This window comes from Algibacter amylolyticus, assembly GCF_014202225.1.
Taxonomy (GTDB): domain Bacteria; phylum Bacteroidota; class Bacteroidia; order Flavobacteriales; family Flavobacteriaceae; genus Algibacter_B; species Algibacter_B amylolyticus.
Map to the genome: position 1 here is coordinate 85051 of NZ_JACHGE010000002.1, position 17702 is coordinate 102752.

Annotated in this window: 17 protein-coding genes; 10 read left to right on the forward strand and 7 right to left on the reverse strand. The window is 33.2% G+C overall.

Features of this window, described 5'->3' with window-relative positions; genetic code table 11:
- Positions 1-73: 73 nt before the first annotated feature.
- The 3 genes from prfA to HNQ90_RS05405 all read left to right on the forward strand — a co-directional run bounded on the left by prfA (position 74) and on the right by HNQ90_RS05405 (position 2898).
- Positions 74-1150, forward strand: coding sequence for a peptide chain release factor 1 (prfA, locus tag HNQ90_RS05395; RefSeq protein WP_144116862.1), 1077 nt, complete (start codon positions 74-76; stop codon positions 1148-1150).
- Between the two features lie 11 nt (positions 1151-1161).
- The gene (pyrF, locus tag HNQ90_RS05400) at positions 1162-1974 is read left to right on the forward strand and encodes an orotidine-5'-phosphate decarboxylase (protein WP_144116863.1); all 813 of its coding nucleotides are present in this window, start codon (positions 1162-1164) and stop codon (positions 1972-1974) included.
- Positions 1975-2091: 117 nt separating this feature from the next.
- Positions 2092-2898 carry an ABC transporter substrate-binding protein gene (locus HNQ90_RS05405; RefSeq protein WP_144116864.1) on the forward strand — a complete coding sequence of 269 codons (807 nt, stop codon included), beginning with the start codon at positions 2092-2094 and terminating at the stop codon, positions 2896-2898.
- Here the strand turns inward: HNQ90_RS05405 and HNQ90_RS05410 are convergent.
- On the reverse strand, positions 2858-3004 hold the full coding sequence (locus HNQ90_RS05410) for a hypothetical protein (protein ID WP_172625888.1): 147 nt from the start codon (positions 3002-3004) through the stop codon (positions 2858-2860). The genes HNQ90_RS05405 and HNQ90_RS05410 overlap by 41 nt on opposite strands.
- 136 nt (positions 3005-3140) lie before the next feature.
- Positions 3141-3845, reverse strand: a complete 705-nt coding sequence (locus tag HNQ90_RS05415) for a DUF4197 domain-containing protein (RefSeq protein WP_144116865.1) — start codon at positions 3843-3845, stop codon at positions 3141-3143.
- A gap of 121 nt (positions 3846-3966) precedes the next feature.
- Here HNQ90_RS05415 and HNQ90_RS05420 point away from each other — a divergent pair, with 121 nt between their 5' ends.
- Positions 3967-5100, forward strand: a complete 1134-nt coding sequence (locus HNQ90_RS05420; RefSeq protein WP_144116866.1) for a TlpA family protein disulfide reductase — start codon at positions 3967-3969, stop codon at positions 5098-5100.
- A 565-nt stretch (positions 5101-5665) separates the two neighbouring features.
- Here HNQ90_RS05420 and HNQ90_RS05425 read toward each other — a convergent pair.
- Positions 5666-6763 carry an OmpA family protein gene (locus HNQ90_RS05425; RefSeq protein WP_144116867.1) on the reverse strand — a complete coding sequence of 366 codons (1098 nt, stop codon included), beginning with the start codon at positions 6761-6763 and terminating at the stop codon, positions 5666-5668.
- A 128-nt stretch (positions 6764-6891) separates the two neighbouring features.
- Entirely contained in the window at positions 6892-7746 is an 855-nt protein-coding gene (purU, locus tag HNQ90_RS05430) for a formyltetrahydrofolate deformylase (RefSeq protein WP_144116868.1), read from the reverse strand.
- A 143-nt stretch (positions 7747-7889) separates the two neighbouring features.
- Between purU and HNQ90_RS05435 the strand changes: the two genes are divergently transcribed.
- From HNQ90_RS05435 to HNQ90_RS05445, 3 genes are all read left to right on the forward strand, one after another.
- Complete coding sequence (locus HNQ90_RS05435; protein WP_144116869.1) at positions 7890-11327, forward strand: methylmalonyl-CoA mutase family protein; 3438 nt, start codon at positions 7890-7892, stop codon at positions 11325-11327.
- Between the two features lie 140 nt (positions 11328-11467).
- A complete protein-coding gene (locus HNQ90_RS05440; RefSeq protein ID WP_144116870.1) occupies positions 11468-11890 on the forward strand; it encodes a hypothetical protein in 423 nt (140 codons plus the stop codon).
- 321 nt (positions 11891-12211) lie between these two features.
- Positions 12212-12751, forward strand: coding sequence for a sigma-70 family RNA polymerase sigma factor (locus HNQ90_RS05445; protein ID WP_144116871.1), 540 nt, complete (start codon positions 12212-12214; stop codon positions 12749-12751).
- Positions 12752-12768: 17 nt separating this feature from the next.
- On the opposite strand, the gene HNQ90_RS05450 is transcribed toward HNQ90_RS05445, so the two are convergent.
- Positions 12769-13164 carry a hypothetical protein gene (locus HNQ90_RS05450; RefSeq protein ID WP_144116872.1) on the reverse strand — a complete coding sequence of 132 codons (396 nt, stop codon included), beginning with the start codon at positions 13162-13164 and terminating at the stop codon, positions 12769-12771.
- A 123-nt stretch (positions 13165-13287) separates the two neighbouring features.
- Here HNQ90_RS05450 and HNQ90_RS05455 point away from each other — a divergent pair, with 123 nt between their 5' ends.
- On the forward strand, positions 13288-13731 hold the full coding sequence (locus HNQ90_RS05455) for an Lrp/AsnC family transcriptional regulator (RefSeq protein WP_144116873.1): 444 nt from the start codon (positions 13288-13290) through the stop codon (positions 13729-13731).
- Between the two features lie 160 nt (positions 13732-13891).
- Here HNQ90_RS05455 and HNQ90_RS05460 read toward each other — a convergent pair whose 3' ends face one another.
- Positions 13892-14857: a YpdA family putative bacillithiol disulfide reductase gene (locus HNQ90_RS05460; RefSeq protein ID WP_144116874.1), complete on the reverse strand. Its 966-nt coding sequence runs from the start codon at positions 14855-14857 to the stop codon at positions 13892-13894.
- Positions 14854-16068, reverse strand: coding sequence for an MDR family MFS transporter (locus tag HNQ90_RS05465; protein ID WP_144116875.1), 1215 nt, complete (start codon positions 16066-16068; stop codon positions 14854-14856). The genes HNQ90_RS05460 and HNQ90_RS05465 overlap by 4 nt, the downstream gene beginning before the upstream one ends.
- A 269-nt stretch (positions 16069-16337) precedes the next feature.
- Here HNQ90_RS05465 and HNQ90_RS05470 point away from each other — a divergent pair, with 269 nt between their 5' ends.
- The gene (locus tag HNQ90_RS05470) at positions 16338-16865 is read left to right on the forward strand and encodes a DUF4252 domain-containing protein (protein ID WP_144116876.1); all 528 of its coding nucleotides are present in this window, start codon (positions 16338-16340) and stop codon (positions 16863-16865) included.
- Positions 16866-17035: 170 nt separating this feature from the next.
- The gene (locus tag HNQ90_RS05475) at positions 17036-17629 is read left to right on the forward strand and encodes a DUF1684 domain-containing protein (RefSeq protein ID WP_172625902.1); all 594 of its coding nucleotides are present in this window, start codon (positions 17036-17038) and stop codon (positions 17627-17629) included.
- Positions 17630-17702 lie beyond the last annotated feature (73 nt).

Here is a 17702-nt window from a genome sequence, read left to right on the forward strand (position 1 = left end):
AGTGGTAAAGAAATTTTTAATAATGATAAATTCATAAATTATCGTATTTTTGATATCCAATTAAAAAAGGCAGATGTTAGAGAAATTACAAATAGTAAAACAGCGTTTTGATGAGGTTAGTGATTTAATTATCCAACCAGATATTATTACAGATCAAAAACGCTATGTTGAACTAAATAGAGAGTATAAAGACTTACGTTTACTAATGGATAAGCGCGAGTTATATATAGAACTTACCAATAATTTGGCTGAGGCAGAAGAAATAATTTCTGATGGCAGTGATGCAGAAATGGTGGAAATGGCCAAAATGCAGTATGATGAAGCTAAAGAAAGCATTGCTAAATTAGAGGAAGAGATAAAAGTACTTTTAATCCCTAAAGATCCAACAGATTCTAAAAATGCGGTTGTAGAGTTACGTGCAGGAACCGGTGGGGATGAAGCGAGTATTTTTGCAGGCGATCTTTTTAGAATGTATACTAAATACTGTGAGAGTAAAGGCTGGAAAGTCGATACGGTAGATTTTAGTGAAGGAACCAATGGTGGTTTTAAAGAAATTCAGTTTGAAGTTACAGGTAATGATGTTTACGGTACTTTAAAGTTTGAAGCCGGTGTACATCGTGTGCAACGTGTACCTCAAACCGAAACTCAAGGTCGTGTGCATACAAGTGCAGCAACGGTAATGGTGTTTCCGGAAGCCGAAGAGTTTGATGTGGAAATAAACCCTAAAGATGTAAGAATCGATTTTTTCTGTTCTTCTGGTCCTGGAGGTCAGTCTGTAAATACGACGTATTCAGCGGTGCGTTTAACGCATATACCAACAGGTTTAGTGGCACAATGTCAAGATCAAAAATCGCAGCATAAAAATAAAGAAAAAGCATTTAAAGTATTACGTTCTCGTTTATACGATTTAGAACTTGCTAAGAAATTAGAAGAAGATGCTGCCTTACGCGGTACCATGGTAACTAGTGGTGATAGAAGTGCTAAAATTAGAACGTATAATTATTCACAAGGCCGTGTTACAGATCACAGAATAGGATTAACACTTTACGACTTGTCTAATATCGTAAATGGCGATATTCAAAAAATTATAGATGAATTGCAATTAGCTGATAATACTGAGAAGTTGAAGGCTGGAAGTGATCAAATTTAAAAAATAACTAAGTGACAACAAGCCAATTAGTTCAGCAAATCAAAAAAAAGAAATCCTTTCTATGTATTGGATTGGATGTAGATTTAAATAAAATACCAAAGCATCTTTTAAGGGAGGATGATCCCATTTTTGCTTTTAATAAAGCTATTATTGATGCTACACATCATTTATGTGTGGCTTATAAACCTAATACGGCCTTTTACGAGGCCTACGGTATTAAGGGTTGGCAAGCTTTAGAGAAAACAATTAATTATATAAACGAAAATCATCCAGAAATATTTACAATTGCAGATGCCAAACGAGGCGATATTGGGAATACGAGTACCATGTATGCTAAAGCGTTTTTTGAGGATTTAGCGTTCGATTCTGTTACTGTCGCACCATATATGGGTAAAGATTCGGTAGAACCGTTTTTAGCATTCAACGATAAACATACCATTATGTTGGCCTTAACTTCCAACGAAGGTGCATTCGATTTTCAAACTAAACAAATTGATGGTAAAGAAGTGTATAAGCATGTTTTAGAAACTTCTAAATCATGGAAAAATGCAGAGAACTTAATGTATGTGGTAGGCGCTACAAAGGCAGAATACTTAGCCGATATAAGAAATATTATTCCAGATAGTTTTCTTTTAGTTCCTGGTGTTGGCGCTCAAGGCGGAAATTTGCAAGACGTGTGTAAATACGGAATGAACGATAATGTTGGATTGCTAATTAATTCATCAAGAGGTATTATTTACGCTTCAAATAATGAAGATTTTGCTCAAATGTCGGCCCATAAAGCTGAAGCACTACAAAAAGAAATGGCTTTGATTTTAGAATAGTTAAACCTACTTCTATATTTTATTTTGAATTCCAGTGGCTTTGCGATAAAAAAACGGAAATTATTTTAAGTAATTAATTTTAATCTTTATCATTCCTGTGGCGTCAGGAATCCACCTATGGAACTTGTAGATCAAATCAACAGAACTATTTATTTTAAAGACACGCCTAAGCGCATTATATCTTTAGTGCCAAGTCAAACAGAATTACTTTGCGATTTAGGTCTAGAACCCTTTTTAGTGGGCGTTACTAAATTTTGTGTGCATCCGCATCATATTAAAACTAATGTTGCTGTGGTTGGTGGCACTAAGCAAATTCAAATAGAAAAAATTAAGGCACTTAAGCCAGATATTATTCTTTGTAATAAGGAAGAAAATACTAAGGCTATTGTGGAAGCCTGCCAATTAATTTGTAACGTTCATGTATCGGATATTTTTAATGTTGAAGATAGCGTAGCGCTTATTCAGCAATACGGTTCTATATTTAATAAAAAGGAAGAAGCACTTTCAATATCCAATAAAATTGAAAGAGAAATGGAAAGTTTCAACGTGTTTATTCAAAATAAGCCCGTTTTAAAAACGGTTTATTTTATTTGGAAAAACCCGTGGATGGTTGCAGCAAATAATACGTTTATAGCTTATTTACTTAAGATAAATCATTTTGAAAATGTTTTCGCATCAAAAATACGATACCCAGAAATTGATATTTTAGATCCTGCATCAAATGAAAACGTAGACCTTGTTTTACTTTCATCTGAACCTTTTCCGTTTAAAGAAACGCATAAAAAGGAGTTGCAAGAAAATTATCCTAACGCCAAAATTGTTTTAGTTGATGGCGAAATGTTTTCTTGGTACGGTTCTAGACTTACAAAAGCGTTTACTTATTTTAAATCGCTCCGTTTAAGTCTTCAGAATACTGTACTTTAGTAGTATCATCTACAAAATTAGCTATTCTTCTTTCTATTTCTTTTAAGCTTATGGCTTTACTGAGGTTTGGTTTTATTTTACCAACTCTACAAAATTGTGTGTTCATATACGTTCTTTTGTATAAAGTACGTGTAAATGAAGCTTTTAGACGTTATCGATACGTTAAAAAATCATTAAAATAACGGCGAAAAAAAACCGAATAACGTGTATTCGGTTTTTAATTCATTTTTTTGGGTAAAAACTTAATCTTGTAAAGCAAATACTTTACGTAATAAGTCTGTAGTTCTAGATGATGCTTTTGTTCTAATATCCTTTTCTTCAACAGCAATCATAGTAAAAACACCTTTTAAAGCTTCTCCTGTTACATAATCCGTTAAGTCAGGATTTACATTGTTTGTAAATGGAATGCTATTGTATTTGTTAATTAAATTAGACCAAATCTCGTCGGCACCAACTTTACTAAAAGAGTTTTTAATTACTGGGTTAAATTTAGCGTAAAGCGCATCTTGAGTTTTCGATGTTAAAAACTGCGTTGCGGCATCATTATCTCCTAATAAAATATTTTTTGCATCATCAAACGTTATGCTTTTTACAGCATCAACAAAAATTGGAGTAGATTCTTTTACAGCATCTTCAGCAGCTCTATTTAATACTTTTAAACCTTCATCTGCTAAATTGCTTAATCCTATATCGCGTAACGCTTTATCTACTTTGGCTAATTCTTCTGGTAATAAAATTTTAACTAGATCGTTTTTAAAAAAACCATCAGTTTGAGTAAGTTTTGTAACCTGTTTATCAATTCCTAAATCTAATGCTTGTCTTAAACCAGATGCTATTTCAGTATTTGCAATAGTACCACTTTGTGGTAATTGGTTAACAACTTGTTGTAATTCTGCACAAGCAGTGAAATTAAGTACTAAAATAATAGCTAATATTTTACGAATCATGGTTTTGGGTTTTATATTTTGGCAAATATATATTTTAGTTTTTAAAGTATATTTATAAAATACTATTTTAGCATAATATTTGCAATGTTTATATTGTTATAGCATTAAGTCGCCTTTAAAAATGAAATTTAATAAAATCACGCTCAGTTTTTTATTTTTATTATGTGCCAAAATTAGTTTTGGACAAATAAATATTTCTGAACAAATTCAGCCTTCCTCATTAGCTAAACAAGATGCTAATGCTTTGTATTTTGTCGATTTTTGGGCAACATGGTGCGGACCATGTATTCATGTTTCTAAGTATTTAGAATCCTTGCAAGAGCAATACCCAAATAATTTTTATGTGGTGTCCTTAACTAAGGAAAGTCCAGATATAGTAGATCGTTTTATGAAAAAGCATAAAATGAATTTAGCAGTAGCTATTGATTATGAAGGTGAAACTTTCAAAAAAAATAATGTTCGTAGTTTACCTTATGGTATTCTTTATAATGCCTATGGTGACGAACTTTGGAAAGGACATCCGGCCGATTTAAAAGGCTATCAAATTGGTGGTTTTTTAAATAAGAACAAAAAAACAATTCCAGTGTCGGAAATGATTAAGCTACATGAATATGAGAAATTTGTTGTTGTAGAAGAGGAGATTCAAGAAGATGAACTTATTATTACCAATTTAAATTTTGTTGAAGATAATAGCGAATTAAGAACAAGTGAACATAAATCTTATTTAGAACTTAAAGGTGATCTAAAAGCTATACTTGCTTATACTTTAAATAGCCATAGAAATCAAATTGAAATTCCAGATGAGTTAAACAAATCTTACGAAATACGATTTAAACTTGATTCTCGTGCTTATTTTGAGCAAACTAAAATGCTTTTAAAGAAGTTGAAATTAAAGAAAACGGATGCCGAATTAGAAGGAGAAGTTATTGTGTTCGATATTAAAGATCCTCGTTTTTGGGGAGATAATGAAATTGATTGGGGACCAGATACACCTAAATTTTTAATAGGAGATTCCGAAATTAAAGCTGATGGTGTTAGTTTAGAAGAAGTGAAGTACAAACTTATTAATCTGTTAGATACGCCTATAGTATTGCGTCATGATAATATTGATGTAAAACTTGTGCATGATTGGGATATACACTACAAATATTTCGATTTAATGGTGTCTGGAATGTGGGATAGTTATGGTATTGATGTGGCCAAGAAAAACATTAAGTATCCTAAGTATGTTATAACTAAAAGAGGTTTCTTTTAGTAGCTATCCTTTCCTCTACGTTTTGCTAATTTATTCTTTTGTATACCTGCTCTAAGTGTATATGTTCTCGTGTTTTTCTGCCCTACTAGATTGTTATTATTATTCAATATGTTAAGCTTATGTGTGCCTATTGAAAGGTCGTGCGTAAATGTAAAAGCTGTTGTTTTAATAGCTTAATTACAGAATGTCCTATTACTAAATAATTATTATGTTTTGTTCTGAAGGTGTTACTAGTGCTATAATCATTGTATTAGTTAGTTAGTTAGTTAGTTAGTTAGTTAGTTAGTTAGTTAGTTAGTTAGTTAGTTAGTTAGTTAGCGGTGATAATGTTTTGCTTTCTTCTTTCTACAATCTAAAGTTCTTAATTGACTTACAGTAAATTATTCATTTCTAATTTTCCAGCGTATTCTTTACACCTTAATCGTGTTGCTTTTTTATTTTATAGCGAGATAGGGGAGAAGTAGAATACTTAAGTTATAGACATAAAAAAAGCCTATGAAATTATTTCACAGGCTTTATATATTTTAAAAATATCTTTATTGGATATCCTATAGAAAAACTTGAATTAGTTATTGATAACTCTAAATTCAGTTCTTCTGTTTCTTTGGTGTTGATCAGCAGAACAGTCAACTCCGTTAGAACAACGGTTAACTAATCTAGATTCTCCAAATCCTCTTGCAGTTAAACGACTTCTTGAGATACCTTTAGATACTAAGTAGTTTACAACAGAATTAGCACGTTGTTGTGATAAAGACATGTTGAAATCATCATTACCTCTAGAATCTGTATGAGACATAATCTCAACATTTACTGGCTTACTGTTTAATAAAGCTAATAAGTTATCATCAATGATTTTTTGAGATGCTTGAGTGATACGTGCACTACCAGTTTCGTAAAAGATTGGTAAAGCGTTAGCTTCAAATAATCCACAATCAACTTCTTCCCAAGTAGTAATTCCACCTTTTTTAGCTAATACAGTTCTTGTTACTGTTTGAGTTTTAGCAGGAATAGTGTTAGATCTTGTAGTAGCAGAAGTTGCTAAAACTTGACGTTTGATAGTTGCATATTGAGCAGGAATATCAATTTGATCCATACGAGCTGGAGTCTTAACTACTTGCTTAGTATAAGTACCAGGTACTTCACTTACTGGAGTGTTTGATACAGTAGCATCTTTAGCTAAAGTAGTGAAAGATACATCTCTGTATTGTGCTGGGTAACCAACAAAACAAGCTACCATACAATCTTCTTTGTTTGGAGAATCACAAGCAGTTTCTTTGTACTCCCATCCTGAAGTTGCAGGGTAAGTTTCAAAAGTTCTTGAGTTAGTTCCAAAAGTTGCTGGAATGATGCTTAAATCGCTTCTTCCTTCTTTTTTAGTATAAGGAACTTCTACTGTTTCGTATACTGCAGGGATGTACACTAATTTTTTAGAAGCTTCTTTAATAAGAACACGATCTTCTACAGTTTTGTATGTAGCAGGTACAATTTCTAAAGTTGTGTAAGATGGGTAAACTTCGATAGTTTCTTGAACATCTTTGAATTCGTCCTTAGTAATACACTTTACATAACATTTTCCCGGTTCTGGGCTAGTTGGTAAGTTTTGAGCTTGAGCAAAACCTAAGCCTAATAAAAAAGTTAGGCATAAAAATAAATTTGTTTTCATAAAAATTAAAATTTAGTTAATGGGTTAATTAATCCACATATGTAAGACACATATATTATTAATAAGTCACAAAATTAGTGAATAAAAATTTGGTTAACCAAAAAATACGAAATTTCTTTAACAAAAATTTAAGAAAAAACAACAGTCTTATTATTGAAAACCATGACTTTACGGTCTGCGTGTAGCTTCACAGCGTTTGCTAGCACAATTTTTTCTAAATCGCGACCTTTAGAAATTAAATCGGAAATAGCATGGGCATGAGTTACTCTTGTTACATCTTGTTCTATTATAGGACCCGCATCCAATTCTTCTGTAACATAATGACTTGTAGCTCCTATAATTTTCACACCTCTTTTATAAGCAGAATGGTAAGGCTTAGCGCCTACAAAGGCAGGTAAGAAGGAATGATGAATATTAATAATTTTGTTTGGATACTTATTTATAAGTTTTCCGGAAACAATTTGCATGTATCTCGCTAACACTATAAAGTCTATGTTATGAGCTTCTAATAGTTTTAACTGTTGTTCTTCGGCTTCAGCTTTGGTAGCTTTGGTTACTGGGATATGGTGAAAAGGAATTTTAAAATTATCCGCAATCGTTTTTAAATCTAAATGATTACTTATTATAAAAGGTATCTCTAAATTAAGTTCGCCAGAATTATAACGCCCTAGTAAATCATATAAACAATGATCGTATTTAGAAATGAATAAGGCCATTTTTGGTTTTTTTTCAGAGGAGTAAATTCTCCATTTCATTTCAAAGGTATCGGCTAACTCACTTTTAAAAACACCTTTAAAAGCATTAGTAGAAAAAGATTCCGAAGCAAACTCACTTTCCAAACGCATAAAGAATATATTTTGCTCTCTATCAACATGTTGATCAATATATACAATATTACCGCCTTCTTTTGCTATAAAATTGGTAACCGAAGCAATAATATTAGGTCTGTCCTTACAATGTATTAATATGGTAATCTTATTCATAAATAGTTTTTATTGGCAATAAATTTAGTTTAAAAAAGATACAAGCTATAGTAGAGAATTAAAATTTATATTATTTATTGTAAACGGTTGAATTTTTTGAATATTTCGTAAATTGCAGGACTATTATTCTATAATCTTTACGAATGAACCAACAAACTATATATAAGCCAAAACATAAAGTTAGAATTGTTACCGCCGCATCACTTTTTGATGGTCATGATGCTTCTATAAACATTATGCGTCGTATTATTCAGGCTACTGGAGTTGAGGTGATTCATTTAGGACATGATAGAAGTGTAGAAGAGGTTGTAAATACCGCCATTCAAGAGGATGTAAATGCCATTTGCCTTACTTCCTATCAAGGTGGACACAATGAGTACTTTAAATATATGTACGACCTACTAAAAGAAAAGGGTGCACAACATATCAAGATTTTTGGCGGTGGCGGTGGCGTTATTTTGCCTTCAGAAATTAAAGCGTTAATGGAATATGGTATTTCACGAATTTATTCACCAGACGATGGTCGTGAAATGGGATTGCAAGGCATGATTAACGATTTGGTTGAGCGTTCTGATTTTGCTATTGGCGACAAAGTAAATGTTGATTTAAACTATTTAAAAAATAAAGATTCAAAGGATATTGCACGTATTATTTCTTCTGCTGAAAATTTTCCTGAAGTAGCAAAAGATATTTTAGATACTATTCATGCTATAAATAAAACATCAAAAACACCTGTATTAGGAATTACAGGAACTGGTGGTGCTGGTAAATCGAGTTTGGTAGATGAGTTGGTAAGACGGTTTTTAATAGATTTCCCTAATAAAACAGTGGGAATTATCTCGGTCGATCCTTCTAAAAGAAAAACAGGAGGTGCTTTATTGGGAGATAGAATTAGAATGAACTCCATTAACAATAATAGAGTGTATATGCGAAGTTTGGCTACACGTCAATCTAATTTAGCACTATCTAAACATGTTAATGAAGCTGTTGAAGTTTTAAAAGCTGCCGAATACGATTTAATTATTCTTGAAACTTCTGGTATTGGACAATCGGATACAGAAATTATTGAACATTCTGATGTGTCCTTATATGTAATGACTCCAGAATTTGGTGCTGCTACACAATTAGAAAAAATTGACATGCTTGATTTTGCCGATTTGGTAGCCATAAATAAATTTGATAAAAGAGGCTCGCTTGATGCCTTACGCGATGTGAAGAAACAATACATGCGTAACAATAATCTTTGGGATGTGCATCAAGATGATTTACCTGTTTTTGGAACCATAGCATCTCAATTTAACGACCCAGGAATGAATACGCTTTACAAAGCGGTTATGGATAAATTGGTTGAAAAAGCAGATGCCGATTTAAAATCGACATTCACCATTTCAAACGAAATGAGCGAAAAGATTTTTGTTATTCCTCCATCACGAACGCGTTATTTATCTGAAATAGCCGAAAGTAATAGAGCTTACGATAAAAAAGCAGATACGCAAGTTGAAGTGGCTCAAAAATTATACGGTATTTATAAAACCTTAGAATCCGTCCTTAATATAAGTATCACTGCAACAAAGCAAACGCTACTTGATAAACACGGCTTGAATAGTGAAGTCATTCTAAAACAAATTAAAGCGGATAATAAGGTGTTTGTAAAGCTTCTTATTGCTGAATTTGATAGAGTTAAGCTAGATTTAGATCCTTATAACTGGGAGGTAATAACGGGTTGGGACGAGAAAGTAAATAAATATAAAAATCCAATTTATACATTTAAGGTAAGAGATAAAGAAATAAAAATTGAAACGCATACCGAATCCTTATCGCACACAGCAATACCTAAAGTGGCGTTGCCAAAATACCAAGCTTGGGGCGATATTTTAAGATGGTGTTTACAAGAAAATGTTCCAGGAGAATTTCCATATACTTCAGGATTATATCCTTTTAAAAGAACGGGCGAAGATCCTGCTAGAATGTTTGCTGGCGAAGGCGGTCCAGAGCGTACAAATAAGCGTTTTCATTATGTAAGCGCGGGTCTGCCAGCTAAACGTCTATCTACTGCTTTTGATAGTGTTACACTATATGGAAACGACCCCGATTACCGTCCAGATATTTACGGAAAAATAGGAAATGCCGGTGTATCTATTTGTTGTTTAGACGATGCTAAAAAGTTGTATTCTGGATTCGATTTAGCTGATGTTATGACATCGGTAAGTATGACCATTAACGGGCCTGCTCCCATGTTACTTGGTTTTTTTATGAATGCAGCCATAGATCAACAATGCGAAAAATATATTATTGAAAACGACTTAGAGCAAGAAATTGAAGCTAAAATTGCTAAGATTTATAACGGCAAAGAGCGACCTAAATACAATGGTAATTTACCAGAAGGGAATAATGGTTTAGGATTAATGCTTTTAGGTGTTACCGGAGACCAGGTATTGCCAGAAGCTATTTATTCCGAAATAAAAAAGAACACCATTGCTCAAGTTAGAGGAACCGTTCAAGCCGATATTTTAAAGGAAGACCAAGCACAAAACACCTGTATTTTTTCAACGGAATTTGCGCTCCGTTTAATGGGCGATGTCCAAGAATATTTTATTGAAAATAATGTGCGTAATTTTTATAGCGTTTCTATTTCTGGTTATCATATAGCTGAAGCAGGAGCGAACCCAATAACTCAAATAGCATTAACGTTATCCAATGGTTTCACTTACGTAGAATATTATTTAAGCAGAGGCATGGATATTAATAAGTTTGGTCCTAATCTGTCCTTCTTTTTCTCAAATGGAATCGATCCAGAATATGCGGTTATTGGGCGTGTAGCTAGAAAAATTTGGGCAAAAGCCATGAAGCACAAATATGGGGCTAATGCTAGAGCGCAAATGCTTAAATATCACATTCAAACTTCAGGAAGAAGTTTACATGCTCAAGAAATTGATTTTAACGATATTCGTACCACACTTCAGGCGTTATACGCTATCTACGACAACTGTAATTCATTGCACACCAATGCCTACGATGAAGCGATAACAACGCCAACCGAAGAGTCTGTGCGTCGTGCTATGGCTATTCAACTTATAATAAATAAAGAATTAGGATTAGCAAAAAACGAAAATCCAATACAAGGATCGTTTATAATTGAAGAATTAACCGATTTAGTTGAAGAAGCTGTGTTGTTGGAGTTCGATAGAATTACCGAACGTGGTGGGGTTTTAGGCGCTATGGAAACCATGTATCAGCGCTCAAAAATTCAAGAAGAAAGTTTGTATTATGAAACCTTAAAACATAATGGCAAGTTTCCAATTATAGGTGTAAATACCTTTTTAAGTAGTAAAGGGTCGCCAACGGTTTTACCTGCGGAAGTTATAAGAGCTACCGAAGAAGAGAAAGAGTTTCAAATACAAACCCTTAACAACCTTCATAAAGCAAATGATTCTGAAGCATTATTGAAAGATTTACAACATAAAGCCATTAATAACGAAAATATTTTTGAAGCCTTAATGGAAGTTTGTAAGGTGTGTTCTTTAGGGCAAATTACTTCAGCATTATTTGAAGTAGGCGGGCAGTACCGCAGAAATATGTAAGCAGAGAACCACTTTTTGCCCTAGCAAAAAGTGTGTGAATCGCTTATCCCGAGTTTATAACGTTATCTATTTAAATAAACGGCTTACGCAACCTTTTCGAAAAGTATTCATCTATAAAGTAAAGGTTAAATTCATATAGAATGAAAAAATATTTATGTATCGTTTTACTCGTTGTAATTTCTAGTTGCTCATCAGATGATAGTGAGCCAAAAGATGAAACTGGACTCGTTGGTAAATGGAAACTTATTGAGCAATATGCAGATCCTGGAGATGGTAGTGGAACATTTCAGCCCGTTTCTAGCAACCGTGTCATCGAATTTCTTAGTGATGGTACAGTAACAGTTAATGGTGTGTTATGTTACATGTCGAATGACGTAGGAGATGAAGAAACAGGGACTTATAATCTCATTACAGATTCTGATGCACAAAATGATGGTGAAATAATTCCGAATACTTGTAATTCAAAATCAGCAAGAGTATATTTTGATTTACCTACTAGTGGAAATTTAATTCTTTGGTATCCTTGTATAGAGGGCTGTGGGCAAAAATTCAGTAAAATTTAAAGCTTAATTATAAAGTCTGAATTCATCCATTTTAATACTTGCTATGAGCTCAATACTTCAGTTTTAAAAAAAAACTTCAATTATTTTGCATCTTTTTTAGAATGAACTCGTCTATTATATGAACCTATAAATTAGATATCATGAAAAATAAAGATTGTACTTGCAACTGCGAAGGCTGCTCTAAAGGAAATTGTAAAAATTGTACTTGCGAGAATTGTACTTGTGCAAATTGCAACTGTTAAGTAAGACTTAAATCCAGTAATAACAACGCTAATTTTAGTAACTTTATACTACAATTAGCGTTGTTTTTAATAATTAGTTATGAATACTCAAGATATTTGGACCTTACATGCAAACGATATTAAGTACTTTATTTTAAGTAAAGTAAAGGATACTACTATTGCAGATGATTTGGTGCAGGAAACCTTTATAAAAGTACATACTAAGCTCAATACTTTAAAAGACGACAATAAAATGAAGTCTTGGTTATTTTCTATAGCCAGACATACGGTTTTAGATTATTTTAAAAGTAAAAAGTTGGTTTACGAAACCACCGATGAAGATTTTATTTTTGAAGAACAAAAACTAGAACACTCCGAGGCCGATTGCTTACGTGGTATTATTAAAAGTTTACCTAAAAAGTACAGAGATCCATTATTTTTAAGCGATGTAAAAGGATTTAAGCAACAGGAGGTTGCAGAGCAACTGCAATTGCCACTACCTACTGTAAAATCTCAAATACAACGTGGCAGAAAACTAATAGCTCAAGGCTTTGTGGATTGTTGTGATTTTGTAATTAACGATGATGGCTTTTTAGTAGGCGAAGTTAAAGACAAAGCCGATTGTAAAATGTGTCATTAAGTAAGTCTAGAATATAATTACAAAGTGAGTATCCAATTACTTTGTAGCTTTTTAAATTTTTTCAATTCGCTTCTAAGAATCGGTAAAAAATCTTTTCCGTTACTGTTAGAACGTTCTAATCTATAAGAGTTTTTGTAAAGTTTATTGGTTAACCTTTTAAGAGTAGCAAGATGTCTATGCTTCCTATCTGAGTAACGCTCCCTTTCAGCATTCAAAATTTCAGGAACTAATGAAACGGACTGTTGTACAATATCTCCAGAAAAATAAATATCATTATCTTCTGAACCATCTGGTTTTAAATTAGATAGGTCGTGATTGAGATACGTGGATATGTTTTGAGATAGGGCGAAAATCTCAAGTGCTTTTTGATAAACCGGTAAATCCGATAGATTTGGTGGGGTATTGTGTAACATAATCTTTTTCTAATAGCAATTGTACCAAAATTACTCACAAGAAATGACATTTGACTTTACAATTTAAAGTAAAACCGTATATTTGCTTTAAATTTTAATTTATTTGTGTTAATTTTCCTTTAAATGAAAGTAGACTCGATTAACAGTAAGATTCTAAGCTGTTTACAGCTAAATGCAAGACTCTCCAATGCCGAAATTGGTAGGCAAGTTGGCATTAGTTCGCCTGCTGTTTCCGAACGGATAAAAAAAATGGAAGATCTTGGAATTATTGAAGATTATAAGGCCATTATTTCGCCTTACGAAATGGGATATCAATTTAAAGCTATTATTACATTGCGTGCCTTTATGGGGAAATTAAAGCCTTTTTTAGATAAGGTTAAAACCTACGATGAGGTTATAAATTGCTATCGCATAACTGGAGATGAAAACATTGTTATGGAAGTGGTTTTAAAAAATCAAAAGCATTTAGAATCTTTTATAGACCAACTTATTACTTACGGCGAATCTAAAACCCAAATTGTATTGTCTAGAGTGGTTAAACAGAAAGGTATCATTCCTATAAAATAGTGGTTTGTTATAAACGCCAAGGCGGATTGTTTCTGTTTTTCCTAGCAACATATAAATTCGAGATTTCAACTACAATAAGTTTCAACCTTAAAGTTTAATAGAATTCTACTGCTTTTTCTAAATCTAAAGAAGGTATTGTAATCTAATTTAGGTTCATTTTTTATTGATTTAAAGTCTTTTCAATATGCGTTGCTATTTGTTTCGCATGAATACGGCTATTTTCAATAAACCATTTATGGGTTTCCATTCCTCCGCAAATTACACCAGCTAAATACACACCCTGAATATTGCTTTCCATGGTTTCTGGGTTATATTCCGGTCGTTTTTTATCATCGTTACTAAGTGAAACTCCTAACTGATTTAAGAGCTCGAAATTTGGTTTGTAGCCTGTTAGCGCCACTACATAATCATTTTGAATCGTTTTTAAACCTTCAGGCGATTTAAACGTTAATTCATGGGCTTTAATTTCGGTGATTTCAGAATTAAAATACGCCTTTATACTGCCTTCTTCAATACGGTTTATAATATCTGGTCTTACCCAATATTTTACACGTTGCCCAATAGCATTGCCACGAACTATCATGGTTACATAACCGCCTTTTCTGTAAATTTCTAATGCCGCATCTACCGATGAGTTACTGGCACCAACCACCACACTATGTTGCATAGCGTAAGGGTGCGCTTCTTTGTAATAGTGTGTTACTTTTGGTAAGTCTTCACCCGGCACATCTAATAGATTGGGTATATCGTAAAAGCCAGTAGCCAAAATAATATGCTTTGTGTAGTAATTGGCTTTATTGGTGTTTACTGTAAAATGTGTTCCTGTTTTTTTTAGGGTTTCAACGGTTTCAAACAAGTTAATATTTACTTGGTTTGAGGTTGCTACGCGCCTGTAATACTCCAAAGCTTCATCTCGGTTTGGCTTCGGGTTATTACTTATAAACGGAATATCGTCAATCTCTAATTTCTCAGAAGTCGAGAAAAACGTCATGTTTTTAGGATAATTAAAAAGTGAGTTGGTAAGTGCGCCTTTTTCAATAATAACATAATTCCAGTTTCTTTTTTTACACTCTAAGGCACAAGCAATTCCAATCGGGCCACCACCTATAATTATAACATCTTTCATTTTAATAATTTTACTTTTAAATTTAAATGACTTTTTAAAATTAGTAATAATATAACACAAAAAGTACCAATAGCTGTAATCATATACCAGGTGTTATCAAATCCCCAATCGTTAACCATTTGCATACCGGCTTTATGACCAAAAATATGCGCCATAGAAAACGCTATGGAATACAATGCCATATACTCGCCTTGGTTCCCTTTTTTAGCCCGTTCCATAGCAAAGGCATTAGAGAACGGAAAGGCAATCATTTCGCCAATAGTCATTAAAAACATACCAATAATTAATATACCAGACCATGTTGTGCTGTTTAAAATAATAAAGCTCGATGCGGTTAATAAAGCACCAAATATCATGAGGTCTGTTTTAGAAAACTTACTGTTTTCCAACCATTTTATAAGCGGCATTTCTAACAAGAAAATTAAAAAGCCATTAGCACCTAATAGCAAGCCAATATCTAGTTTAGATAGCATATGCACTTCTCTGTAATAAATAGGCATGGTAGAATAATATTGTAAAAATATAACACCAAATAAAAACATGGCAACTAAAAAAATAACGAATGCTTTGTCTCTATACGCCGAATCAGGATTAGTCACTACCACATTATCTAACACCGTAATTTTTTTAGGGTTTAAAACTTTAAAAAGCACAACTGTAGCAAGTATACATGTAATGCCGTCTACCCAAAATAAACCACTATAACCTAAGGTTGTTATAATAATACCGCCAACTGCAGGTCCTGCCGAAAACCCCAAGTTTATGGCTAACCTAATAAGGGTTACACTTCGTGTTTTATTTTCGGGTTTACTGTAAGCACTTAATGCCACAAACATAGCCGGACGAAACATATCGGCGACCAACATAACCAAAAATATACCCAAACAAAAGGCATAAAAAGTGGTTAAAAACTGTAAGGCTATAAATAGAATGCCAGTACCAATTAAACTTCTAACCATTACTTTATAATAGCCAATAGTATCGGTAAGTTTGCCACCTAACCATGAGCCCGCCACAGAACCTAATCCAAAACACATCATTATAGAACCTACATGGGTTAACGAAAACTCTAAATCTTCGGTTAAATACAACGACAAGAAAGGAATTACCATAGTTCCAGCCCTGTTTATAAGCGTAATTAATGCGAGCCACCAAACTTCTTCCGAGAGGCCTCTAAACGTTTCAATGTAATTGTGTAATAATTTTTTCATGAGTTCTAGATGTACTTTTTCTAAATATTTAAATGGATTTATGTTTGGTTTAAAAATAAAAAGTCCGACTGCGAAGTCGGACTTTTTAATATTGTAATATCTTATATAAACATCAACACAATATATAACTAGCCCAACAACCTGTCTTTAAACAAGAAGTCCATTGCTTTGTATAAATAGTGACGTTATTACGCATTTTAATTTCTCTTATACTTCAAATCTAGGTAAAATAATTTTAACTTGCATTTTATAATCGTAAATTTTTAAAAATGAAACGAATACGTTTAGTTCTCCTGTTAAGTATTCTACTGGTATCTTGTGGTAGTAGTTTTCAAAGCTTTTATAATAATCATAAGGCCGATATGGGAGCAACATCCTTTCAAGTACCAAATTTTATGAAGGCAGTTTTAAGTAACATATCGCCCGAGGTAAAAAATGCCATTGGTAATATTTCAGATTTTAAATACATAAAGTTCCAAAACACAAACGCACTAAAACGCAACACGCTAATCGATGAAATGAATGCTGTAACAAATAGTGGCTATACCGATATATTTAGGCAAAACGAAGTCGATAATACCCGAATTATTTCTGTGGTAGAATTAGGCGCTGTAGTAACCCACGCTATTATTTTTAATAGCACTGCCACCGAAACTACGGCTTATTATTTACAGGGCAATTTCGATCCCGAAAAAATTAAGTCATTTTCAGATCCCGAAACCTTTAACACCTTTTCAACCGATTTATTACAATCCTATAACACAAATCTAAACCCAACATTAAACCCCATAAACTAATGCTTAAATCCATAGGAAGTAACCAAGCCGCAAGCCTAAAATTATTTGGGCGTTACCACAAGGGGCGGGCTTTACGCTACAAGTCCTCGCACCTCCTACGTCGGGCTGTGGGCTTTCTGCTGCAATCCCTAACGCGGGTATTTCAGCCAGTTAAAAGTAAAGGCCAATGGTTGGCATTACTAGCTCTATTTGTAGTTTGCACAAGTTGCGCTCAAGATAAACGCCCAATACAAGGCGAAACCGAATTTCAAAAAGAATTGAATGCAGAGTATAAGGATGCCAGTAAATCACCCTTAAAAGACAAGGATAGAAAAAACTTTAAAGGCTTAGATTTTTTTAAGTTCGATTCTACCTATGTGGTAACCGCCAATTTTAAAAGAACACCAAACGAAAAAACTTTTAAAATGAAAACCACAACAGACCACCGACCAATTTATGTAAAATACGGCGAGTTAAGTTTTAGTTTAAAAGGAGAAGCATTTAAATTAAATATATACCAAAATCAAGGACTCATTGAAACAGAAGGCTTCGAAGACTATTTGTTTTTACCTTTTTTAGATGAAACTAACGGGCTAGAAAGTTACGGTGGCGGCCGTTATCTAGATGCCAGAATACCAAAAGGCAATACCATGCAAATCGATTTTAATAAGGCTTACAATCCATATTGTGCTTATAACGATAAGTATTCTTGCCCTATAGTGCCAAGAAAAAATTATTTAAAAACTAGAGTAGAAGCAGGGGTTAAGGCGTTTAATAAGGGTTAATTATCTTATGAGTTTTGGATGGTTCGTTTAACGGGCTTGTACAAGATTTAGTTGTGTGTTTAGGCTATAAATT